The sequence below is a fragment of the Rhodococcus sp. USK10 genome, assembly GCF_019378875.1.
Classification (GTDB): domain Bacteria; phylum Actinomycetota; class Actinomycetes; order Mycobacteriales; family Mycobacteriaceae; genus Rhodococcus_F; species Rhodococcus_F pseudokoreensis.
In genome coordinates, this window is record NZ_CP076047.1 from 933,448 (window position 1) to 955,962 (window position 22,515).

The following is a 22,515-nucleotide window of genomic DNA, read 5'->3' on the forward strand; positions in this document are numbered from 1 at the left end:
CGTACCACCTCACATCTTCCCGCGACCGGATTCACCGAGGGGACTCAAGCAGGGAATTTCTGCCCGTACGGTGGTGCCGTGTGCGGGGTCGCTCCCGGCTCTGGTCTGTACGGTCAGGTGCCCGCCGTGTGCTTTCACCCGCTCCGACATCGAGACCAGACCGAACGACTGCTGATCGTCGCCCGGGCCGGAGAAGCCTACTCCGTCGTCGACGATCGACACCGTCAAAATCGATGCGTCCGTGAACGATCGTCGGATCCGCACGATCGCACCGGTCGCTTGCGCATGCTTGACGACGTTATGGATCGCCTCGCCGACAACCATGAACAGGTCCTCTTCGACGGTCTCGTCGAGCTCGTAGAACTCGTCGTCGGACTCGACCACCACGGATAGGCCCTCACGCGCGGCAACCGCGGCCACGTGTTTACGTATAGAGGGGACCAGGCCTTCTTCGCCGAGAGCGGCCGGGCGACGGTGCATGATCAGGGCTCGCATCTCCGTCTGCGCCCCACAGACGAGTTCGTGGATCTGCCGGACCTGTTCGACCACGTCGATGTCCTCACCAGAGCCGACACTCAACTCGAGAGCTTTTGTTCGCAGCGAGAGCGAAAACAATGCTTGAGTGACGGAATCATGCATGTCACGGGCAAGTTTCCGGCGTTCTTCACGTGCGGCTTGCAGCTCGAGCCGCTTGAACATCTGCGCGTTCGACACCGCGATCGCCGCCTGGTCGGCCATCGCGGCGATGAAACGGATATCTTCTCGGTCGGGTGCCCGTCCCTCGGTCAAGAAGCCGGCGAGCGCGCCGATTACCTTGTCCCGGACCACCAATGGAACAGCGACGTAGGTGTCCCAGTCCATGGTGCGAAGGATGTCGTGGACGGGTTGCCATCGGGGATCCGCGAGAGCAGCGTCGCGAAACTTCTCCGAGACCACGACGCGCGCCTCGTCGATCGCTTTCGTGGTAGCCAAGGGCGCACCCTGACGCCGACACAACTCGATTCGCTCGCCGTAGTCGACGGGAAGGCCCGACTTGCCGACATGGTGAAGTACGCCGGTGGCCTCGTCGACCAGAATGACGGCGCAGGTCGCCATCCCCACCGTGTCACGTACCTCGGCTGCGAGCCTGTCGAGAACGACGTCAAGCTGATTCTCACATGCGATGGCGGCCGCGGTCCGGGTGAAGGCGACCAGCGCACGCCGGTCCCGCACGGCCGGATCGGTAGGGCAGAACCGTACGACTCGGCACCCACCAGCGGTGTCGAGCGGGGCAGTGCGGACGTGGTACTCGACTTCGGCAGTGCCGATCCACACCGTGCCGTCGACGCTGTGGCCCGGCGACCGCGGATGGTCGAGGTCGCAGAGAAACACCGACCGCTGCCCGATCAGGTCGGCCTCGCTGCAGCCGAGGATGCGCTGACCCGCTGGATTGATGGTCAGGTAGCGCCCGGTGGCGTCGAGGACCGCCAGCCCCTCGTTGCTCAGATCGATCAGGGCTTCGTACTGGGTCCTGTAATCGCTGCTAGCCCGGTCACCGGTCATCGTGTCGGTCCTTGGGTGGGGCGGCGAGTTGGGCGAGTTGACGGGCGAGTGAATCGAGTCCACGGTCGAAGTCCACGCGATCCTCATCGAGTAACCACCGGTATGCCAAGCCCCGGAGAGCGTTGACCGTGAGCTCGGTGATCTCGGCCGGGTCGACCCCTTTGCGGAGTCGGCCGGTCCGACGGCCAGCCGCCACCTGTCGGGTGAGGCTGTCGAGATACCCGGCGTGGAGGTCGGCGACGAAGGTGTGCAATTCGGGGATCGGTTTGAGGCCTTCGAAGAGCAGGGCATAAAAGCCGCGCAGTGATTCCGGCGAATTCGCGGAGTCCTTCCGGATCTCGTCGAGTACTGCCAGAAGTGCGTCGATACCCGTCGTATGGGACAGCGTGTCCGGAAGCCGCTCGTGTCCGAAACGCTCACTCAGCTTCTGGATCAGGGTTTCAACGAGGGCGGATTTGCTCCCGAATCGCCGACTGACCAGGCCGTGGCTGTAGCCTGCCCGCTTGCCGATCTCGGCCAAGGTCGTCCGGTCGTATCCCACCTCGGCGATCAACTGTGCCGTGGCTTGCAGCAGCCGCCGGGTAGATAGACCTGAGCGTTCTTCCTGCCGGTTTTCCGAACGTACCGAGTCGGTCACCCCGCACCTCCCAAGTAAGTTGGTTGCTCACTATCTACCATAGCGAGTGCGGCGTGACCGCCCGTCCGGACGCGGGTATCCGACGGATCAGGAACGGACCGGCGTGCCGGACGGCACTTCACGCAAGCCGATGGACTGATCCGCGATGCGCCGCGGATCGACGCGGACACCGTCGGCGATCCAACGCTTGCCGGCCATGAACTCGGGTGCCGAATTGACCGTTTCGACGGCGCGCACCGTGTCGTCGTCGGCGAGATGAAACACCGCGAAGCGATCGTCTGCGGGGTTGCCGCGAACCACCGCCGTCGTTGCGCCCACCAGAAGACCGGCGATCTTGATCTTGGCATCGAACTGGTCCGACCAGAACCACGGCACCTCCGGCTTGGGAGCGTCCAACCCGAGGATGGCGGCAACGGCTTGGCCGGCCTGCTCGGTAGCGCTGGGGATGCTTTCGAGACGGAACCGGCCAGGGTAGGGAGGAACCGGCCGACTCGTGACATCGCCGATCGCGTACACCCCCGGCGTGGACGTACGAGCACGGGCGTCGACGACCACGCCCGTGTTGTCGCAGTTGATGCCGGCCGCGCGGGCCAACCCGTCACAGGGGAGGACACCCACCCCCACCAGCGCGCCGTCGCAGTCGATTACCGTGCCGTCTGCCAGGCGGAGAGCGCGGACCGCCCCGTCCTCCCCGGGGAGCAACTCCTGCAGATCTGCGCCGGTCAGCAGGCGGGTGCCTCGGTCGCGGTGATATCCCGACAGCCAGGCCGACAGGTCCGGGCTGGCGACTCGACCCAACGCGCGGTCGGCGCGTTCGACGACGGTGACGTCCACCCCGTGCTCGAGGCCCGCCGCCGCCACCTCCAGGCCGACGTATCCGGCGCCGACGATGGCGACCTTGGTTCCCGGGCCGGCGCCGAGCAGATCGCGCAGCGCCAGGGAGTCCTCGTAGTTGTGCAGGCTGGTCACACCACGCAGGGAGGAGCCGGCGATGGTCAGATCTCGTGGACGGGCGCCGGTGGCCAGGATCAGCGATGAGTATTCGAGGGTCGTTCCCTCATCGAGCCGGACCATCTTCCGGTCCGTATGGACCGACGAAACCTGCTGTCCGCGAATGAGGTCGATGCCCTCGCTGCGGTAGAACTCGGACGGGCGCAGCGGATCCAGCGCGCCGTCGGGGCTGGACAGGTAGGACTTCGACAACGGGGGGCGGTGATAAGGCAGGTGTTCACTGTCCCCGACGATGGTGATCGGATCGTCGAATCCGCGTTGGCGAAGCAGTGCCGCGGCGGTGATGCCGGCGTGGCCGGCGCCGATGATGACGGCGCCGACCACGGAGGTTTGCTTACTCATCGGTCAGGCCTTCGTGATGCTGACCGGAAGGGACTTCAGACCGGAAAGGAAGTTGGCTGCCACATACTTGGGTTCACCCACAACCTGGACCTTGCGGATGCGGGGGAGCAGCTCCTCGAAGAGGATCCGCATCTCCAGCTTGGCCACGTGCTGACCGATGCACATGTGCGGACCGTGACCGAAGGCGAGGTGCTTGTTCGGGCGACGGGTGATGTCGAACTGATCCGGGTTGTCGAAGACCTCCTCGTCCCGGTTCGCGGACGGGTACAGCAGCATGACACCGTCACCACGGTGAAGCTGGCGGCCACGGAACTCGTGGTCCTCGGTGACGACACGCTTGAAGTGCTTCACCGGAGAGATGTACCGGACGGCTTCCTCCACCAGCGTGGGAATCAGCGACAGGTCACCACGGACCTTCTCGAGCTGATCGGGGCAGTCGGCAAGTGCCTTGATGGCACCGGACACCGTCGACGAGGTCGTGTCATGACCGGCCGTGGCGATCGCTATGTAGTAGCCGTTGATGAACGAGGGCGAGAGGTACTCGCCGTCGACCTTGGCGTTGGCGATGATCGAGGCGAGGTCATCGGTCGGGTTCCTTCGGCGTTCGGCGGCCAGATCGTTGAAGTACGTGGAGAAATCGTCGATAGCGGCCTTCCACATTCGGGCCATCGCATCGGGTTCCGGCACCATGTCCGCCCGCTGGGTGTCCGGGTCGGCGGTTCCGAACATTTCCTGCGTCAGGGTGAGCATCTTCGGCTCGTCCTCCGGCGGCACCCCGAACAGGCTCATGATGACCCGCAGCGGGTAAAAGATGGCGAAATCCTTGACGAAATCACATTCACCATCGAACGAGAGCAGCCGGTCAACCGCCTCCTTGGCCAACTTGCGGATATCGTCCTCACGCTTGCGCACACTCGCCGGCATGAACCAGGCGCTCGTGACGTTCTTGATCTTGGTGTGCTCCGGCGCATCCATGTAGGACAGCGTGTCCAGAGTGCGACCCCCGTCGCTGTTGACCATTTTCAGGAAGCCCGCGCTCGCACTGTCGTTGATGTTCGGCTCGTCCAATCCACTGGCGAACACCGCTGGGTTCTTTTCGATTTCGATGATGTCAGCGTGTTTGGTGGCAAGCCAGATCGGATCGTACCCCTCGACATGCGCGAGACCGAACGGATTGTTCGCACGAAGCCAGGCAAAGGCCGGATATGTGACGGCCTGCTCGTCGGTGTAGGAGTCCGGCAGTATGACCGCCTTCGCGATGTTTTCGGGAACGCGGTAGTCCTGCTCGGTCAGGTGTGCAGTCATGGTGTTCAATACCTCCTCCGGTCGAAGTGAACGACCGGATCGTTGTACAGAAGAATCTAAAATTGCTGACGTAGCGCGTGTTTCGTGACGTTTGGGGTTATACAGCGACAGCCTCGGCGGCCACGTTGCTGGACTTGCCGAGGATCAGGTCGGCTCCTCGTTCACCGATCATGATCGCCGGAGCGTTGGTGTTGCCGGACACGATTCTCGGCATGATCGAAGCGTCCACGACTCGCAGACCCTCGACTCCGTACACCTTCAGATCCGGGTCGACCACGCCCTCCCCCGAAACACCCATCCGGCAAGTGCTGGTCGGGTGGTACATGTGTTGGGTGTCGGCACGCACCCATGCGGCGAGTTCGGCCTTGCCGACACTGCGCCCCGGGTTGACCCGCTCGCCGAACGTCGCCGACAATTCCGGTCGACTCGCAATCTCTTCGGCCAAGCCAATCGCGCGAAGAACCGCGTCCACCTCGGACTGCTGCGAGAGCAGATTGCTGACGATCCGCGGAGGGGCCGTCGGATCGGACGAGCGCAGTTGCACGGAACCGGACGAGGACGGCCCGTTGTAGGACAATCCGATCGTGACACCGCCGACCGTCGGCCGCCGGAAACCGTGGTCCCAGAAATAGCCGGGGACGAACACCATCTGGAAGTCAGCGGCGGGGAGTGAGGAGTCGGATCGCCACAGCACCGCGGATTCGGCGGCGTTCGAACTCAACTTACCCGTGCCGTCCGCAAGCCACTGATCCATATAAGCGGGCTGGGCCAGGTCTCCCAGTGTGTCGGCACTGTCGGTATCCCAGTGCAGCAACGTCAATGGGTGATCCTGCAGATTCTGGCCGACGTGCGGAGAATCGACGACCGTGTCGATGCCGATGTCACGCAGATGATCGGCCGGGCCGATTCCCGAGAGCATGAGTATCTTCGGGGAGTTGTAGGCCCCGGCGCTGAGGATCACCTCACGATCGGCGACCGCCGTGTGCAAGAAGCCGTTCTCGATGTACTCCACACCCACCGCGCGGCCCGCGTCGAGGACGACGCGCCGCACGAGAGCGCCGGTAACGACCTCGACATTGGGTCGCTCCATTGCAGGACGCAGGAACGCATCTGCCGCCGAGCAACGCCGACCACGGTGCGTGGTGACCTGGAACAGCCCCGTCCCGTCCTGTTGAGCACCATTGAAGTCATCGTTGCGGGCAATGCCGCTGGCAGCGGCAGCCTCGATGAAAGGCTCCGCGTGCGGAGAAAGCCACCGCTCCCGCGTTACGTGCAAACCACCGTCACGTCCGTGATATTCATCGTGAATCTCGGCATTGTTCTCCGACCGCTTGAAGTACGGCAGAACCTCGTCGTACGACCAGCCGGTGGCGCCGAAGTCGCTGACCCAGCGGTCATAGTCCGTGCGTGCGCCGCGCATGTAGATGAGGGCGTTGAGAGATGAACAGCCGCCGAGCATCTTCCCGCGCGGGAGGAACAGGCGCCGCCCATGCAACCCAGGCTCGGGCTCGGAGTTGTAATTCCAGTCGTTAGGGCCCTGGAACATCCCGGCGAACAGAGCAGGGATCTTCACCATGGCGTCATCGTCGGAAGCGCCGGCCTCGAGGACGAGGACGCGCGATCCATCGGCACTCAGCCGGTCGGCAAGGACGGAGCCGGCCGAGCCGGCTCCGACAATCAGGTAGTCACACTGCTTCACTACAGGTCTCCATCGAAAGTTGAAGGGTCCCGGTCGCCGGATGTGGTCGTTAAGCCGTTCCGGCAGAAAGGATTCAGAGAATGAGGCCTCGGATCACCGCGCCATTGCTAGTAATCTATGTCACATGCCAGGGGGCGGGTAGATGCAAGATTGCATCGCGTGATGCCGTACGGGAATCACGAAATGTTGACGAGGATACGGCCGCCCGCTCCTGATGAGGAAAAGTCAGGCGAGCAGGTTCGCATCGGGAATGTCGCTGACTCGATGCCGGGTCACGCGCACCGCCGTGGCGACGAAGTCGCAGACCTCATCGCGGTAGTCACCACGAGCGGTAGCCACCGCCGCGATCGATCGGGGCCCATCACGCAAGGGGACTGTGCTCAGCGACGACGGGTCCAGTCCGAGGCGCCAGGCACTGCTGACCAGCGGTGTCACCGTCCGATGGCTACAGGCGACGGCGAGGCCTATCTCGGAGAGAGTTCGTACAGACTGCTCCGTGGGCGGCCGTCCGTGGCGCTCGTTGACCAGCAGCCAGAAATCAGTCCATGGTGTGGGTGCATCGGGCATGTCCAGCATCGGCTCGTCGATAATGTCGGCGATCTCAAGGCGGTCTTTGTCTGCGAACAGATGGTCCTGCCGGCAGCAGAGCACGATCGGCTCGTCGAACAGGGGAGTCAGTGCGATGTCCGGGGTGGGGCAAGGTGGACGCACCAGAGCAACGTCGACGAGCCCATCGGATATCGCGGTGAACTGATTGGGGAAGTTGAGTTCGCGCAGCGTCAGCGACACATCCGGCCGATCGACCCGGTACTGACGGACGATCTCTTTGGTCAATTCCGCTGCCGCCACAACACCGGCGATGAGCCCGATTACCAGTTCACGTCCGGGCTCGCCTGCCTTACGGACTATCTCGACGGTGCGGCCCATGCGCTCGAGAATCTCCCGGGCCTGAGTGAGTAGAACCTCCCCCGCCACGGTGAGTCCGATTCCCTGCGGGGACCGGATCAGCAGTGCGGTACCGAGTTGACGCTCGAGCTTACGCAGCGCCTTGGACACTGCAGGCTGGGCAATCAGCAGTCGACGTGCCCCGCCGTGAATGCTTCCCTCCTCGGCAACCGCGACGAACATCTCCAACTGCTGTAAATCCATTTGAGCGACTCCTTCGCCATGAACCCAAACATGCTCGGGATCACAACCCGACTCCTCGTAAGTGTGATCACCGACACTGTCGGAGGCAAGGAGATGCGCAGATTCGAGACGATTGTCGCTCGGAATTCGGGAGCGACTCGGATGACTTCGTTAACTCATCCGAGCCGCTGTACCGATCTACGGCGCGGAATACACCGACTTGAGCAGTTGGAAGCCAGCCAGCCCTTCCGGCCCCAACTCCCGTCCCATACCGCTTGCCTTGATTCCGCCGAACGGTGAGGCAGGGTCGTTGATGTAGGAGTTGATGCCAACACTGCCGGTGCGAACGCGATTGGCTACCGACAGTGCCCGTTCTGGGTCTTCACTCCACACCGAACCACCCAAGCCGAACTCGCTGTCATTGGCCAACGCGACCGCATGGTCGACATCGTCGTAAGGAATTACCGCCAGCACCGGTCCGAAGATTTCTTCCTGGGCGATGGTGTGGCGGTTGTCAACGTCGGCGAACACCGTCGGCGAGATGAAGTAGCCGCGATCGCGATCCGACGGCCTCGTACCTCCGGCGGTAACGCGCGCACCCTCGGCGGTTCCTTTAGCAATATATGACTCGACGCGTTCTCGTTGTCGCGCAGACACCAGAGGACCGATCTGAGTGGCTGGATCGAGTGGGTCGCCGACGGTCAGGCTCGCCGCGAAGTCTGAGATCGTATCGACGATCTCACTGTATCGAGTACGAGGCGCAAGAATGCGGGTGCCGATGTGACATGTCTGCCCGTTATTGAACAACGTCGCGGGAAAGAAGTCGCCGAGCCGGCTGCCCAGATCGGCGTCGTCGAGAACAATGGCGGCCGACTTGCCGCCGAGTTCGAGGGTGACCGGCCGCAGAAGGCGCCCACAGGTCTCCGCAATGCTCCGGCCGGCGGCGGTGGACCCTGTGAAGGCGACCTTGTCGATGCCCGGGTGAGCCACGAGATGGGCACCGACAACGGCGCCCGCCGGCACTACGTTCAGCACTCCGGCCGGAAGGCCAGCCTCCATAGCGGCCTCGATCATGACGTATGAGTCGAGGACTGTCTCCGGGGAAGGCTTCATCACTACCGTGCAACCCGCCGCAAGAGCCGGTGCGACCTTCATGAATGCGAGTGCCTGAGGGAAATTCCACGGAACGATCACGGCAACGACACCGACCGGTTCCCGGCGTACGACGGTCGTACCACCGAACATCGCGGGGCGGCGCTCGTCGGTCGATTCTTTGATCAAACCGGCGTAGTACCGCAGCAGTAGCGCGGGGAAGACGGCTTCCATGCTCTGTGAGGTCTGAATCGGCATCCCGTTTTGCCGACTGACCGCCTCGGCGGTGCGGGCTCCGCGCTTGTCGAGTGCGTCGGCGAAGCGTTCGAGGATCTCGGCACGGCGGTGAGGCTCGTACTGCGACCAACCCGTTGGATCGTCGAATGCCGCCCGACCGGCATCGACTGCGCGATCAATGTCTGCTTCGGTGCCTTCAGGAACCGAACCAATGACCTCTTCAGTGGTGGGGGAGACGACGGTATATGTTGACGGACTTGACGGGGTTGTCCAGTCGCCGCCGATGTAGAGGGTGTCGAAATTGGTCGTCACTGTGTTCTCCTGGGGTGTAGTCAACGATCAGCCCTGCTGCGGCGGGACGCTGACGGTCAGACCGTCGAGTTCGGCATCCACCGCGATCTGGCACGACAGACGCGAATTGGGCTGTACGCCTTCAAGGAACTCCAGGAGCTCGAGTTCCTCCGGGGCGGCGGGCTCGAGCTTGTCGAACCACCCACCTTCCACGTACACGTGGCACGTCGCGCACGAACAACCTCCGCCGCACTCCGCCACAATCCCGTTGACGTTGTTCATGGTGGCCACCGACATCACGGTGCTACCCGTGTCCGCGTGGATGCACGATTCTTCGCCGTTGTTGAGGAACTTGATGTGGGGCATAGCTACTCCGTTGGGCTTCGGGAAACGATGGAACATTTGCGCCGACCGTGGCATTGCCCCGCCGCGCATTGCTTCTAGTTCGTAACGTAGGTCACACGCCGGAGCGTCGGTAGGCAGCAAATCGCCATCACGCGATGCCCAACGAGCATCCCTCGTCAGTTAGTACGTCGGCGGTGTCTCGCAGTGGCTCGGGGGACTCCGGCGAGATCGCCCGAGGGCAGGTGATCGTTCGGCACGACCCCGCCACTGTCATTAATTTCATTCGGTGCGATGCCGGCAGGGCGTTCTCCTGGGTTTGGTACTTACCCATTCCGGACGAATGGCGGTACGCGCTGATCGAGCCTGCAACGGCAGTGGATGGGACTGGGCTGACCCACGTGCCACAGGTGGACGAATACCGCATCTTTTCGAATACCGCACACCACCAGTCTCGTGCGGGCTGACAGTGCGAATCCCGCCCTGCTCCGGTGCGCAACCGCAGGCGGACCGGTGGTTCACTCCTCTCAAGCCTGTCTGCTGACGGGGTGTCGCGGCCGCGCACTCGTCTGTCGGTGACGATCCGTAAACTCGGGGTTGTTCTGCTGAGCATCCCCCAGATTTTGTTCGCAAAACACCCCCAGTGGCCCGGCATCACCCCCCGATGCCGGGCCACACCCATGTCGGAACCGGACGACTCATCGAGTGCGCGTTGTCATCTGCACCCAAAGCGTCGTGAACGAATCTTGACCGGGGGTTATGACACGTCCCCTTCGCTTCGGCCCGAGGATGTTGACCCCACGCCGCTGGTATGTGGTTACGCCGGGTTACGGCTACCTCTTCTGTGTGATCGGCTGCGGTTGTAGGCTCGCGCATGACTGACAGCGGACGCGAACTCGATCTCGTCATCTACGGTGCCACCGGGTTCGTCGGAAGGTTGCTCGCCGACTATCTCGCCCGCACCGCCCCGGACGGTGTGCGGATCGCTCTCGCCGGACGGTCGCAGGCGAAACTCGAGGCCACGCGGGCGGCGCTCGGGCCCCGCGCCGCCGACTGGCCGATCGTCATCGCCGATGCCGATGCCGATGCCGATGCCGATGCCGATGCCGACGACCCTGTCCCGCTCGCCGAGCTCGCCTCCCGCACACGGGTTGTCGCCACCACGGTGGGACCGTACGCGAAGTATGGCACCGAACTCGTGGCCGCCTGTGTTGCGGCCGGCACCGACTATGTGGATCTGACCGGAGAGGTGCTGTTCGTCCGGGCAAGCATCGACGCCCACCACGACAAGGCCCGCGCCAACGGTGTGCAGATCGTGCACTCCTGCGGCTACGACTCGATTCCCTCCGATCTGGGCGTGCACGTCCTGCACCAGAAAGTCCAGGCCGACGATGCGGGGGAACTGTCCGACACCACGCTGGTGGCGTCGCTGAGCGGCGGCGTCTCGGGCGGGACGATCGACTCGCTGCGCACCCAGATTGACGTCTCCCGGGGCGATGCGGCGTTGCGGCGGCTCGCCGCCTCCCCGTACTCGCTGAGCCCGGACCGGACGACCGAACCCGATCTCGGCCGACAATCCGACGTCGCCGTGATCGACGGTGCGGACATCGACCCGCAGGTACGCGGGTGGAAGGCCCCGTTCGTCATGGGCTCGTACAACACCCGCATCGTGCGGCGCAGCAACGCACTCCAAGGGTGGGTGTGTACGGCCGGACGTTCAGGTACCGCGAGGTGATGAGCGTCGGTGACTCGCGCCTGTCCCGTGTCTACGCGGCCGGTGTCGCGGCGATCCTCGGCGGGCTCGTCCTCGGGCTCAGCGTTGCGCCCACCCGGTACGTCCTCGACCGCATCCTCCCCGCACCCGGTGAAGGCCCCAGCGACAAGACCCAGAACAACGGCTACTTCGCGATGGACATCTACACCACCACCACGACCGGCGCCCGGTACGCGTCCCGGGTGACGGCGCAGGGCGATCCCGGCTACCGGGCCACCGCGGTCCTGCTGGGGGAGTCGGCCCTGAGCCTGGTCCTAGTGGTCTGTCTGCGATTTGATCTTGTGGAGGGCGGTGCGGCCGCGTTGAACTTTGGCGATGATGTCTTCCGCGGTCGCTTTCCACACGAAGGGTTTGGGGTCCTCGTTCCAGTGTTGTGCCCACGTGGTGATCGCGTCGGCAAGGTCGTTGACGCTGGTGAAGACGCCGCGGCGCAGCCGCTTGTCGGTCAGTTCTTTGAACCAGCGTTCGATCAGGTTCAGCCAGGAACTCGACGTTGGGGTGTAATGCAGGTGCCACCGGCGACGGTTCTTGTGCGCCAACCACGCTTTGATTTCCGGGGTCGAGTGCGCGGACAGGTTGTCGAGCACGACGTGAACGTCGAGCGAGCGCGGGACGCTGGCGTCGATCTGCTTGAAGAACCGCAGCACATCGGCTCCGGCGTGGCCCTTGCGGAGGTCTGTGAGGACCTCCCCGGTGCCGACGTTCATCGCCGCGAACAGATCGATGGTGCCGTTGCGCTTGTAGTCGTGGGTCATCGTCCCGGCGCGTCCTGGCTTCATGGGCAGCGACGGCTGGGTGCGGTCCAACGCCTGGCATTGCGTCTTCTCGTCGAACGAGAACACCACCGCCCGCGCGGGCGGGTTCAGGTACAGCCCAACGACATCGACGAGTTTCTCCTCGAATCGCGGATCGTTGCTGATCTTGAACGTCGCGACCCGCCAGGGCTTGAGATTGTGATCAGCCCAGATCTTGGCAACGGAGTCCTTACCGATCCCGACGCGGGCGGCCATCGTCCGGGTGCTCCAGTGTGTCGAGCCGTCCGCCGGATGCTCCTGATGGGTCAACCGCAGCACCTCTTCGACTGTGCCCGCCGGCAAGCTCGGTTTGCGGCCTCGCCCCTTCGCGACCGTCCCGACCCCGGAAGTTCCCTCTTCTGCGAAGCGAGAGCGCCAGCGCCGCACCGCCTCCGGAGTCACCTGGCAACGTCTGGCTATCTCGGCATTGGCGACTCCGTCGCCTGCCCACAGCAAGGCCCGCGCCTGGACCACCTTCCGGTGCGGCAGTGTCGTCGAGACCGCCATCCGCCTCAACTCCGCCCGCTGTTCGTCACTGACAGACAACGCCGCTGCAACCATGCAGCGACTATACAAAACGCTCCACTAATTCGCAGACGGACCACTAGACCGTGACCGGCTCCCCGACGAGGCCGGTGTCCTCACCCCGGCCACCGCGCTCGGCGACGTGCTCGTCGAACGACTGCGCGGGGCAGGGGTGGAAATTTCCGCCCGAAAGCTCTGATGCGCCTCGGCTGGCGAGGACCACACGCTCAGAACTCGCCCACCCAAAGCCTTCCGATGGCACGCATTGTCTGCATTGCGTGCAATTAGGGCGGCCAGGCCCGACGTGTAGCCGTTCGTCGGACGGGGTAGTTTGCGCGAAAGGCCTTGTGGGAACGGAGGTCTCGCGTCGGTGCGATCCGATCCTCACGGGGTGGCGCCGACGCGTTCTCGTGCGGTTGCGGCTGCTTCGGCGACGGATCCGTGGTGGATCGGCCCGTGTCCGGGTAGGAGGATGTCGGCGTCCAACTCCCCGATGATGCGCAATGACTCCGCGGCCGTGCCGCGGTCGTGGTCGAACCACTGCGGCAGCAGCTGGGGCCCGGAGACCGGTGAGGTCAGGTGCCCGGTGATCAGGGCGTCCCCGGAAATCACCACACCGCGAGCGGGAAGGTGGTAGACGGTGTGACCGGAGGTGTGGCCGGGCACGAGAACCGGGACCGGCGCACCCGGGCAGGTCAGGGCGCCGGGTACGGGCATCGGCGTGGGGGAGTCGACGCCGTACTTGGCCGTGCCACCCAGCCGGACCAGCTTGACCGCCCACGGCAGGACCCCGGGTCGCCAGATATTGCTGAGCACATCCCACGGTGTCGCGACCTCATGGCATTCACGCCGGGCGTGAGCTGCCTCGGCAGGGTGTACCAGTACCGGCGCCCCGTAGGTCTCGGCGAGATATTGTGCGCTCCCGATGTGGTCGACATGCGCGTGGGTGATGAGCACGGCCTCGATGCCGTGAGGATCCCGTCCGATCGCTCGGATCGAGTCCTCGACGTCACCGCGCTGCCCCGGGTACCCGGTGTCGATCACGGTCACCGCGTCGCCGTCGGTGAGCAGCACCCAGTTGACCATCTCGGTGTGCACGAAGAACACGCCGTCGGCGATTTCGGCGGGCTTCATCGGGTGACCACTGCCGGCATGCCGAAGTCGTGTCGCGGGTCTGTGGTGACCTGCGCGCCCAACGCCCGGCGGTAGTTCATTCCGTCGTAGTCGACGAGCGTTTCGTGCACCGATCCGACTCCCATGCGGTCTCTCCTCTTGTGTGCTTACTCCAGCGGGCAGGGTACGTGGTCGAGGTGGTGAGGGGGTTGACGCGGTGGCGTAGTGGGTCGATCTGTCGCTGTGCCGATGGTTTTGTTGCCGTGTCGGTGTCACCGGCGGTGCTGGCTACTCGACGGCGCCATATGTGGAATGGTTTTGCGCTCAGCGGTTCGACGTGACTGGCGGGGGCATGAGGAGTTCGTGGCGTTCACGCTCGGGCAATGTGACTGTGGGCACTTTTTTCAACTTCGGCGGAAAGTGCTGGAAGCGCTCGGAGATCGTTGAGTGGGCGAACAACAGGCCCGGGCAGGGGGCGCGCACTGACATCCCCAAACCACGCCGGCGCCCGCCGAGTAAGCAATCGTCATTGCCGCGACATGTAGAGGTGTCGTGAACTGGCGAAACGGCATGTCCCTCCACTGGATCCAGACCGTGAGCGCTGTGACCGTTACGATCGTCCCCGGCCTGCGGGGGTTCGGCTTCGCATATCAACGATCAGAGGAACGCGGACAGATGGCTGCTGGTGAGGTCACTCAGGCGGAGAAGGACGGAGCCAGCAAGTACAGCCGCGCCGTCTTGGCGGCGTATGACACCTTCGTCCTGAAGTGGAGCAACACTACGCCTGGCGCTGTCCCCGAGAACGGCTCCTCACCCACTACGACACCCACCTGGGCGGTCGTCACCTCGATATCGGTCCTGGCACCGGCTGGTACCTCCACCAGGCCACCTATCCGGCCGCGGCGCCCGAGATCACGCTGATGGACCTGGGCACCAACACCATGGCGATGACCGCCGGCAGGCTCGCCGACCGGAACATCACCCCGGAGGTCCACACCGGAAGCATCCTCGCCCCCATCGACCCCACTGTGGGTGTATTCGGTTCCGTGGCAGCGAACTTCGTGTTCCACTGCGTCCCCGGAACCTGGGCGCAGAAGGGGAAAGCGTTCGGGCACATCGCCCAGGTCGTCGCCGCTGACGGGGTTTTCTTCGGCTCCACTATCCTCGGGACCGGTGTGCAGCACAACCTCTTCGGCCGCGCCCTCTGCGCCCTCTACAACGGACCGATCAAGGTCTTCGACAACAGTGCCGACGACCCCGGCGGCCTGCGTACCGCGCTGTCGGCGGCATTCGAGACCGTCGATATCACCGTGGTCGGAACGGTGGCGGTCTTTGCTGCGCACCGGCCGCGGCGCATCCCGGCGCAGTAGCGACGACGAACGGCCCACCCCCAGTGAAACGCATGCGCACCGACCCGGTCTCACTCGGGGCGTACGTCGCCGCTGCGCAGCAGCTGTGGACGGCGTTGATGCCGCTGGCCGAGTGTGATCCCGAGCGGCGTGCCCGGATGGACGGCGAGGTTTTCGAGCGTGCACGCCAGGCCCGGACACGCTTCCTGTCGTCCGCGTCCGGGTTGGCTCGCCGGGAGCGGAAGCTGGCTGCCCACTGGGGGAACGCCGCCGCTTTGCGGTACCGGCACGGCCGGGACGCCTTTGGCGGCGCCGAAGATCTGGGCAACCGCTTGATCTCCAATCTCGCCAGAGGCCTGCGGCCCACACTGCACGAGGTCCCCGATCGTGGGCCAGGCCGAATTGCGATGGCGGATCCGCCGTGACCTGACTGGGTTGACCCTCGAGAACGCGCTCCCCGGCACCGGCACCACCCGAGACGCCGAACGCCATTTCGCGCCGTGGCTCAAACAAGCCGCGGCCACCCTCGACACCCCGATGAGCATCGAAGGCCTCGAGGACATCATCGCCCAGTGGCGTGGGCGTCGCGCCCCCTACATGCTGGCGAACCCCGACTGGCCAGACGTGATCATCGCCCCGCCGATTCCCCGTACACGCCCATCCTGGTGGTGGATACTCACCCGCGGCGAGTACAGCCCGGTGCCCTACAGTTCGCCTACCGGCATGTTTTCGGCAATGGCCCTTCCCGCTCTACGTCCACTTGCCTCATCAATGTGGCAGAAGCATCATGGAGCCGCGCTGCCACATCGTTGAGGCAACCGCTGGTCAGCGAGACGCCCGTGCCTCAGATCGAATTTGAGCCCGAGTAGACCCACTGCGGTGCAGTGTGATTCCTTCGCCTCAGCTGACGCTATCCGGCAGCCTTGACGATTTCGGCCAACGAGCCGACCGGGTCGTCCTCGCCGAGGACTTGAATGGCAACGTGGTCGGCGCCGGCGGTGAGGTGCTCATCGACCTGCGCGCGCACAGTGGCCGCGTCGCCGTGGGCTACGAGCGCGTCGATTAGTGCGTCGCTACCACCATTGGCGATGTCGACATCCGCCCAACCGAGCCGCTTGAGGTTGGACACGTAGTTGGTCAGATGTAGGTATGGCTGGTCGACCGGGGGTCGACCGATTTCACGGGCTTTCTGAGGGTCGATGTTGACGACGACTTTGTGCTCCGGCGCGAGCAGGACCCCATCACCCAGCTCGGCCCGGGCGAGTGCGGTGTGAGTCGGCTGCGTGAGGTACGGATGCGCGCCGAGGGCCCGGTCCGCCGACAGTCGCAGCATCCGCGGTCCGAGCGCTGCGAGGATGCGACGTTGGGTCGGGACCTTCTTGGCATCGAGGATATCGAGGTAGTGGTTTACGGCGGTGTAGGGCTTCTGGTAGCTGGCGATGGCCTCTCGGTGGCCGGCGCCGATACCCAGGTAGAAGCGTCCCGGGAAGTCGTCTTCGAGTTCGAGATACTCGTCGGCGATCACCGCGGCGTCGGTGTTCCAGATGTTCACGATGCCGGTGGCGACGGTGATGGCCTCGGTGGCGTCCAGGATTTTGCGAATTGGTCGCAGATGCTTGGGTGAACCCCCGAGCCAGATGGTTCCGTAACCGAGCTCCTCGATGGCCCGGGCCTGCTCGGGGGAGAACTTGTCCCATCCTCCCCAGACCCCGTGCGTTCCGAAGCGTGCAATGTGTGCAGATCTGTCGGAAGTCATATCTCTAGCAACCGCTCTTTCGAGAGAATGATGGGGTTCGATTGTACGGATGAACAGCGGAGTCACACAGCGAGGTCACGGCCGATGATCTCCTTCATGATTTCATTGGAGCCGGCCCAAATCTTTGTCACACGTGCATCCATCCACGCTCGCGCAACCCTGTATTCGCGCATATATCCGTAGCCGCCGTAGAGTTGGACACAGTGATCCAACACTTCGTTCTGCACGTGAGCGGACCACCATTTCGCCTTGGCCGCGTCCACCGGGCTCAGGCCGGACTCCGCGTGCTCAGCTACTGCGGCATCGACGAATGCTTGGGCGACCTCAATCTTCGTCACCAACTCCGCAAGCAGAAACTTGTTGTACTGGAAGGAGCCGATTGATCGCCCGAAGGCTTTCCGATTCCTGACGTAGTCGATTGTCTCGGAGAGGATCTGCTTGGCATGTGCAATGTTCGCCACGGCTGTGCCGAGACGTTCTTGAGGAAGTCGTTCCATCATTGCTGCGAATCCTGTTTCGGGTTCGCCAAGCATTGCGGCGGCAGGTAGGCGCAGTCCGTCGAAGAAGAGCTCAGCTGTGTCTGACTCCGGTTGGCCAACCTTGTCCAGCTTGCGTCCGCGTTCGAAGCCGGGTAGGGACGAATCGACAAGGAACAGGCTGATCCCTCTCGAACGTTGCTGAGGATCGGTTCGTGCGGCCACGACCACCAGGTCGGCGGAATAGCCGTTGGTGATAAAGGTCTTAGAGCCGTTGAGTATCCAGTCCGAACCGTCGCGGACGGCTGATGTCTTGAGACTTGCCAAGTCGGACCCACCGGCGGGCTCAGTCATGCCGATAGCGGCGACGACTTCTCCCTCGGCCATCTGAGGCAACCACTCTCGCTTGGTTTCCTCCGTTGCGAGGTCGACGATGTAGGGTGTCACGATATCGAAGTGGATACTGAAGCTTGATACCAGTGCCATGCTGACGGCGGCAAGCTCCTCAGTGGCGACGGCGTTGAATCTGTAGTCGTTGGCCTGACCGCCACCATATGTCTCCGGAACTTCGAGGCCGAGGATGCCCTGCTTTCCGGCTTCGCGCCATACTTCGCGTTCGATCAGTCGCTTTTCCGCGTAGGAGTCAACGTTGGGCACCACCTTCCGGTTCAGGAAGTCACGCACCGATTCTCGAAACTGGTCGTGTTCTGCAGTGAAGGCTGATCTCTTCATGTCGACTCTCTATGTGCCGTTCGAATGGTTCAGGGGATTGGTTCTGGCCGGGTGGCGTCTCGCGATGCACTTGCTGGGTCGGTCGATATCGACACCTGCACCGGGGCGAATCTACTGTTCGCTAGCGCAGTTGGGGGAGAGTGAGTAGTCGGGCCGGGTCGACGCATCGTCGCCGTAGTCGTCCGGGAAGGGGCGATTTCTACACATGCCTCGGCGGGGTCGTTACCCTCGTGTCGGTGAAGTCGGCGATACGCACTGCGGTGCAGCCTTACCGACTGCGGGCGATGCCAAGGTGCTCCATACCTCGAACAGTCCCGGCGGTGGGTTGACTAGGCGGGGCTCGAGGACTTCGCGGGCACGTAGTATTTGCGCGATATCAGCAATTCGCTCGCCGTATCGATTGTGGAAGGAGCAGTTCGGGCGGGCGGACTGCTCCATGTCATCCGCGTCATTCGCGCGTCGGGCGATCACGATCAGGCCGTCGCGGTCAACGAGTGCGTCGGTGATATCGGGCTCGGCCTGGTCTACCGAAGGTGCATGCGGGGCGAAGTCGGTCTCGAAGCGTGCGTGCACTCGTGCGCGGCTCAGTGTTGACGGATCGCCTGAGGAGTAGGCAATGTAGTCGGCATTGGTGACGTCACTGTGATATCCCAATGCCTCGACGGTGCCACAGGGTGTGTTACGCAGGGTACGGAAGGTCTGACGGACGTGAATTTCAGTACTTCTCCGATAGTTCACAATATCCTGTACTGAGATCGAATTCAGTTGGTGCGCGTCCGCAAACGCGAGCGACTCGGTCGAATCCGCGATACCAGTGGGGTCGGCGACCGAGACAAGTGCCGCGAGTGCGCCCACCTCCCGAAGTCCGGCCGCACGCATCAGATCGATGACCGCCTCTGCCGACCTGCGACGACCGAGCACCCCGTCGCTATGGGCCCGAATAGGAATGACGTGTCCCGGGCGGGTGAACCCGGACGGAGTGCTGAACGGGTCCGCGATCTGACGGAGAGTCCAGGCTCGGTCCTTGGCGGAGATGCCCGTGCTCACCCCTGCGGCATCGACCGCGACTGTGTAGTCGTCTCCGGGGGTCGGGCGGGTTCCGGCCATAGGTGGCAGGTCGATCCGCGCACATGCGTCGTCGGTCACTGCGGCGCAAATGAATCCCGATGTGTGACGAACCATGAAGTCGAGAGCGGAAGTGCTGGCATTCTCTGCCGCGACAACAAGGTATCCGTCCGGGTCCGTACTCCCGCAACCGACGAGGACGATGGCGTTGCCGTCGACGAGGTCGGCAACAGCACGCGCGACTCGCTGGATTGAACCACTCACAGCGGGTTCTCCATTCTCCCGGAAGATATTATGTGAAAGCGAACTGCTCACCGCGCTGTGTTCTCACGCGAATAGGGTGACGGTGTCAGCAACACATGCTGGTTTGTCCGACCCGGCACATTCGATCGTCACCCTGATTGTGGCCAGAAGCCCGTGGTGGGTCGGTTCTACGGACGCGATCTCGGCGCCGGCGCGCACCTTGCTGTCGGCTGGGACGACGGCAGGGAATCGAACCTTGTTCAAGCCGTAGTTGATACCCATCGACAGGCCGTCGATCGAGAAGATTTCTGCCGTCAGCCGCGGAATCAGCGACACCGTGAGATACCCGTGTGCGATCGTTGTGCCGAAGGGACCACCTGCAGCGCTCTCCGGGTCGACGTGTATCCATTGGCGGTCACCGGTCACCTCCGCGAAAGTATTAATATCGTTTTGCGAGACCGGGATCCAGTCGCTGAAGCCTAGATGGGATCCCACAGCGCTCTGGAATTCGTCGATTCCGTCGAAGACTTTCATGTCACTCCCTATCGTGCGTCGACTCCGCGACATACGGCGCCGATCGGCTTGACTTATCGTGCCCGACCAGTTCTCAACGCCCGAGGTAGCGGGGATTCCGCTTCTCGAGGAACGCCGAGATGGCTTCGTGGGTGTCCAGTGTTGTGAAGTTGTGCTCTTGGAAGACAGCTTCCCGATCGAGTGCAGCCCCGAAGCTTCCATCGAACGAACTGTTCAGCAGATGTTTGGTCCGCGCCAATGCGATCGGTGGAAGCGCCTTCAGTTTCGACGCCCAATCATCGCAAAATGAATCGAGATCCTCCGGTGCCACGACATGATTGACTAGGCCCAGCTCGCGGGCCTGCGTCGCGGTCAGCATTTCACCGAAGAAGGCGATCTCCTTGGCCCGATGAAGACTGAGTGCCTGTGGCAGGTACCACGAACCTCCCAGGTCGGGTGACATCCCCCTCTTGACGAAAATCTGTGAGAATTGGGCGGTCGAATCGGCGACAACGAGATCGCAGGAGAGGGCCAGGTTGAAGCCTGCACCCACCGCATACCCCGACACGGCAGCGATCACAGGTTTGTTCAGTCGTCGAATCGCCAGGCAAGCCTCGTTGACGATCTGCATGGGGGCGAGGGGGAACAGATCATCCGATGATGCACCCAGTTCGGCTCCGGACGAGAAGTTCCCGCCGGCGCCGGTCAGAATGACCACCCGATCGCTGTTGTTTTTGCTGACCTCGTCCAGGGCTGCCTTCAGATCGGTCCACTCCTGCGTGCGGAGCCCATTCTTGCTCTCAGGACGATCGAATCGAACGGTGACAATGTCATCCTGACGATGAACCCCAAGGGTCGACTCGGTGGAGGTCATCGGCCTACCTGCTCTTCCTGGGCTGCTGTACCGAACGGCGCGACCGGCGGGGTCGCGTTCGGCGACCTGTCATGCGTCGCAGGTATGGCGGCGGGCGGGCCCACTTCGACGCGGTCGCCGATTCGGACCGACGCTGCATGAGGGGTGGTGAGTCGGGTCAGCACTCGACCGCCAAGATCAAGATCTACATATGCGACGGCATACGGTGCCATCGCGTTGAACTCGGGGTTCGGGTGTGCGCGTACGACCGTCACCGCGTACACGGTGCCGCGGTCTCGGATCGGCTCGCTGGTGATCGACAGCGACCCGCACTGCGAGCAGTGACCGCGTGGATATGTGAAGAGGTGGTGGCAATCCGAGCAGCGTGACAGCTCCGAACCTACCGCCGCAGCAGTGAAGTGTTGGTGTGTCATCATGCCCTCCCGAGGACTACAGTTCCGGACGCGTGCCGGGATCCGAGGAATCCCCCGATCCCGTTGCAGACCGCGAGTTCGGCGCCGGGCACTTGGGACGTCGATGAACCGCGCATCTGTCGGGTGGCCTCGATGAGCAAGAAGAGTCCTCGCATCCCGGGGTGGGTCGACGAGAGTCCTCCACCGTCGGTATTGACTGCCGGACCGCCGTCCGAGTCGAAATCCAGTACGCCACTGGCCACGTATTCGCCACCCGCACCCTTGGGGCAGAAGCCGAGATCCTCCAATTGGGTGACGACGGTGATGCTGAACGAGTCGTAAAGCATTGCGACGTCGATATCGTCGGGCCTGACACCGGCTTCGGCGAATGCACGGCGGCCGGACTCGACCGCAGCCGAGGTGGTCAGGTCACTGTCGGCATCGACGAACGACACTGCCTCACCCGTGCCGAGAACCTCGACCCCGGCATGTCGGCAGTCCTTGAGTACAGCATCTGACACGAGGACGACTGCTCCGCCTCCGTCCGTCATCAGACAGCAATCGAGAAGACGCAACGGATCGGCGATGGGGCGAGACGAAACCACGTCGTCTACGGTCAACTCACCGCGAGACCGTATTGCCAGAGCCTCGAGGCCATCGACTGCCAGAGGGTTGCGAAGTGCGTGCCGGCGTGCGGACACCGCGACGGACGCCAACTGCTCAGAAGTGGTGCCGTACTCGTGCATGTGGCGCGATGCAACCAGGGCATAGCTGCCGACCAGCGACAGACCGTGCGGACGCTCGATCCGCTCCGCGGGGGTTTCGTGTATTCCGATGCTCGTCGGGATACCCCCCGAACTCGACTCGCTCCGCAAAGTTGAACCGTAGGTGATCAGTGCAACATCGATCAGGCCGGCCTCGATGGCACGTTTCGCGTGACCGATGTGAAGCTCGTACGACGACCCGCCGACATTCGTCGTGTCGATGACCTTGGGTTTGATTCCCAGGTACTCCGCCACCCCTAGCCCGGGAAGTGACGTCTCGGACTCACCTGCGTCGTAGAGGCCGCCGACAGCGGACCACGGGAGTCCGGCATCGGCGAGTGCCTTGGACGCGCTCTCGGCTTTGATCTGATGGGGCGAGTAGGACGGTGCAACTCGCGAGGGGAACTCGTGGATACCTGCAATGAAAGCGCGACGGGGCACGTGAACGCCATCCTCTCTCTCGTGGCTCGCGTTCGGATCGCAGAAGTCGGTGCGCCCGGGGGTTAACTTTCCGCGCCG

At 63.5% G+C, this 22,515-nt stretch carries 21 protein-coding genes and 2 pseudogenes; 5 read left to right on the top strand and 18 right to left on the bottom strand.

Translation table 11 applies throughout. The annotated features are described in order from the left end of the window. Positions 1-9 precede the first annotated feature (9 nt). The 8 genes from I1A62_RS04880 to I1A62_RS04915 form a co-directional block, all read right to left on the bottom strand. On the bottom strand, positions 10-1,542 hold the full coding sequence (locus tag I1A62_RS04880) for a GAF domain-containing protein (protein WP_219454497.1): 1,533 nt from the start codon (positions 1,540-1,542) through the stop codon (positions 10-12). Continuing rightward, positions 1,532-2,179, bottom strand: coding sequence for a TetR/AcrR family transcriptional regulator (locus I1A62_RS04885; RefSeq protein WP_219454499.1), 648 nt, complete (start codon positions 2,177-2,179; stop codon positions 1,532-1,534). Before I1A62_RS04885 ends, I1A62_RS04880 begins: the two co-directional genes overlap by 11 nt. An 87-nt stretch (positions 2,180-2,266) precedes the next feature. Then, complete coding sequence (locus I1A62_RS04890) at positions 2,267-3,532, bottom strand: NAD(P)/FAD-dependent oxidoreductase (RefSeq protein ID WP_219454500.1); 1,266 nt, start codon at positions 3,530-3,532, stop codon at positions 2,267-2,269. Positions 3,533-3,535: 3 nt separating this feature from the next. Continuing rightward, positions 3,536-4,837, bottom strand: a complete 1,302-nt coding sequence (locus tag I1A62_RS04895) for a cytochrome P450 (protein ID WP_219454502.1) — start codon at positions 4,835-4,837, stop codon at positions 3,536-3,538. A 97-nt stretch (positions 4,838-4,934) separates the two neighbouring features. Beyond that, positions 4,935-6,536 carry a GMC family oxidoreductase gene (locus I1A62_RS04900; RefSeq protein WP_257890450.1) on the bottom strand — a complete coding sequence of 534 codons (1,602 nt, stop codon included), beginning with the start codon at positions 6,534-6,536 and terminating at the stop codon, positions 4,935-4,937. A 225-nt stretch (positions 6,537-6,761) separates the two neighbouring features. Further along, positions 6,762-7,685: a LysR family transcriptional regulator gene (locus tag I1A62_RS04905; RefSeq protein WP_219454504.1), complete on the bottom strand. Its 924-nt coding sequence runs from the start codon at positions 7,683-7,685 to the stop codon at positions 6,762-6,764. A 177-nt stretch (positions 7,686-7,862) separates the two neighbouring features. Beyond that, a complete protein-coding gene (locus I1A62_RS04910) occupies positions 7,863-9,305 on the bottom strand; it encodes an aldehyde dehydrogenase (RefSeq protein WP_219454505.1) in 1,443 nt (480 codons plus the stop codon). Positions 9,306-9,332: 27 nt separating this feature from the next. After that, a complete protein-coding gene (locus tag I1A62_RS04915) occupies positions 9,333-9,650 on the bottom strand; it encodes a 2Fe-2S iron-sulfur cluster-binding protein (protein WP_141472128.1) in 318 nt (105 codons plus the stop codon). Positions 9,651-10,500: 850 nt separating this feature from the next. Here I1A62_RS04915 and I1A62_RS04920 point away from each other — a divergent pair. Beyond that, positions 10,501-11,657, top strand: a pseudogene (locus I1A62_RS04920) (trans-acting enoyl reductase family protein); the annotation flags it as partial. On the opposite strand, the gene I1A62_RS04925 reads toward I1A62_RS04920, so the two are convergent. Then, complete coding sequence (locus I1A62_RS04925) at positions 11,655-12,755, bottom strand: IS630 family transposase (protein WP_219455113.1); 1,101 nt, start codon at positions 12,753-12,755, stop codon at positions 11,655-11,657. The pseudogene I1A62_RS04920 and the gene I1A62_RS04925 overlap by 3 nt on opposite strands. Positions 12,756-12,798: 43 nt before the next feature. Here I1A62_RS04925 and I1A62_RS47060 point away from each other — a divergent pair. After that, positions 12,799-12,918, top strand: a pseudogene (locus tag I1A62_RS47060) (saccharopine dehydrogenase); the annotation flags it as partial. Positions 12,919-13,103: 185 nt separating this feature from the next. Here the strand turns inward: I1A62_RS47060 and I1A62_RS04930 are convergent. After that, entirely contained in the window at positions 13,104-13,853 is a 750-nt protein-coding gene (locus tag I1A62_RS04930) for an MBL fold metallo-hydrolase (RefSeq protein WP_219454507.1), read from the bottom strand. Further along, positions 13,850-13,978: a hypothetical protein gene (locus tag I1A62_RS45935; protein WP_257890451.1), complete on the bottom strand. Its 129-nt coding sequence runs from the start codon at positions 13,976-13,978 to the stop codon at positions 13,850-13,852. Before I1A62_RS45935 ends, I1A62_RS04930 begins: the two co-directional genes overlap by 4 nt. A 621-nt stretch (positions 13,979-14,599) precedes the next feature. Here I1A62_RS45935 and I1A62_RS04935 point away from each other — a divergent pair. From I1A62_RS04935 to I1A62_RS04945, 3 genes are read left to right on the top strand one after another with little or no spacing between them, the layout of a single operon-like run. Beyond that, on the top strand, positions 14,600-15,202 hold the full coding sequence (locus tag I1A62_RS04935; RefSeq protein ID WP_308340742.1) for a class I SAM-dependent methyltransferase: 603 nt from the start codon (positions 14,600-14,602) through the stop codon (positions 15,200-15,202). A gap of 32 nt (positions 15,203-15,234) precedes the next feature. Then, entirely contained in the window at positions 15,235-15,606 is a 372-nt protein-coding gene (locus I1A62_RS04940; protein WP_219454509.1) for a hypothetical protein, read from the top strand. Then, positions 15,569-15,994, top strand: a complete 426-nt coding sequence (locus I1A62_RS04945) for a hypothetical protein (RefSeq protein WP_219454511.1) — start codon at positions 15,569-15,571, stop codon at positions 15,992-15,994. The genes I1A62_RS04940 and I1A62_RS04945 overlap by 38 nt, the downstream gene beginning before the upstream one ends. 97 nt (positions 15,995-16,091) lie before the next feature. Here I1A62_RS04945 and I1A62_RS04950 read toward each other — a convergent pair whose 3' ends face one another. The 7 genes from I1A62_RS04950 to I1A62_RS04980 all read right to left on the bottom strand — a co-directional run bounded on the left by I1A62_RS04950 (position 16,092) and on the right by I1A62_RS04980 (position 22,437). Continuing rightward, positions 16,092-16,937, bottom strand: coding sequence for an LLM class F420-dependent oxidoreductase (locus I1A62_RS04950; RefSeq protein WP_219455115.1), 846 nt, complete (start codon positions 16,935-16,937; stop codon positions 16,092-16,094). A gap of 62 nt (positions 16,938-16,999) precedes the next feature. Further along, positions 17,000-18,145 (bottom strand): acyl-CoA dehydrogenase family protein, encoded by a 1,146-nt coding sequence (locus I1A62_RS04955; protein WP_219454512.1) that lies wholly within the window; start codon positions 18,143-18,145, stop codon positions 17,000-17,002. Between the two features lie 222 nt (positions 18,146-18,367). Then, a complete protein-coding gene (locus I1A62_RS04960) occupies positions 18,368-19,474 on the bottom strand; it encodes a 3,4-dihydroxy-2-butanone-4-phosphate synthase (protein ID WP_219454514.1) in 1,107 nt (368 codons plus the stop codon). A gap of 63 nt (positions 19,475-19,537) precedes the next feature. Continuing rightward, positions 19,538-19,987: a MaoC family dehydratase gene (locus I1A62_RS04965; protein WP_219454516.1), complete on the bottom strand. Its 450-nt coding sequence runs from the start codon at positions 19,985-19,987 to the stop codon at positions 19,538-19,540. A gap of 73 nt (positions 19,988-20,060) precedes the next feature. Continuing rightward, positions 20,061-20,840: an enoyl-CoA hydratase/isomerase family protein gene (locus I1A62_RS04970; protein WP_219454518.1), complete on the bottom strand. Its 780-nt coding sequence runs from the start codon at positions 20,838-20,840 to the stop codon at positions 20,061-20,063. Beyond that, complete coding sequence (locus I1A62_RS47065) at positions 20,837-21,256, bottom strand: Zn-ribbon domain-containing OB-fold protein (RefSeq protein ID WP_374710678.1); 420 nt, start codon at positions 21,254-21,256, stop codon at positions 20,837-20,839. The genes I1A62_RS04970 and I1A62_RS47065 overlap by 4 nt, the downstream gene beginning before the upstream one ends. Next, positions 21,253-22,437 carry an acetyl-CoA acetyltransferase gene (locus tag I1A62_RS04980; RefSeq protein ID WP_257890452.1) on the bottom strand — a complete coding sequence of 395 codons (1,185 nt, stop codon included), beginning with the start codon at positions 22,435-22,437 and terminating at the stop codon, positions 21,253-21,255. Before I1A62_RS04980 ends, I1A62_RS47065 begins: the two co-directional genes overlap by 4 nt. Between the last annotated feature and the right edge of the window lie 78 nt (positions 22,438-22,515).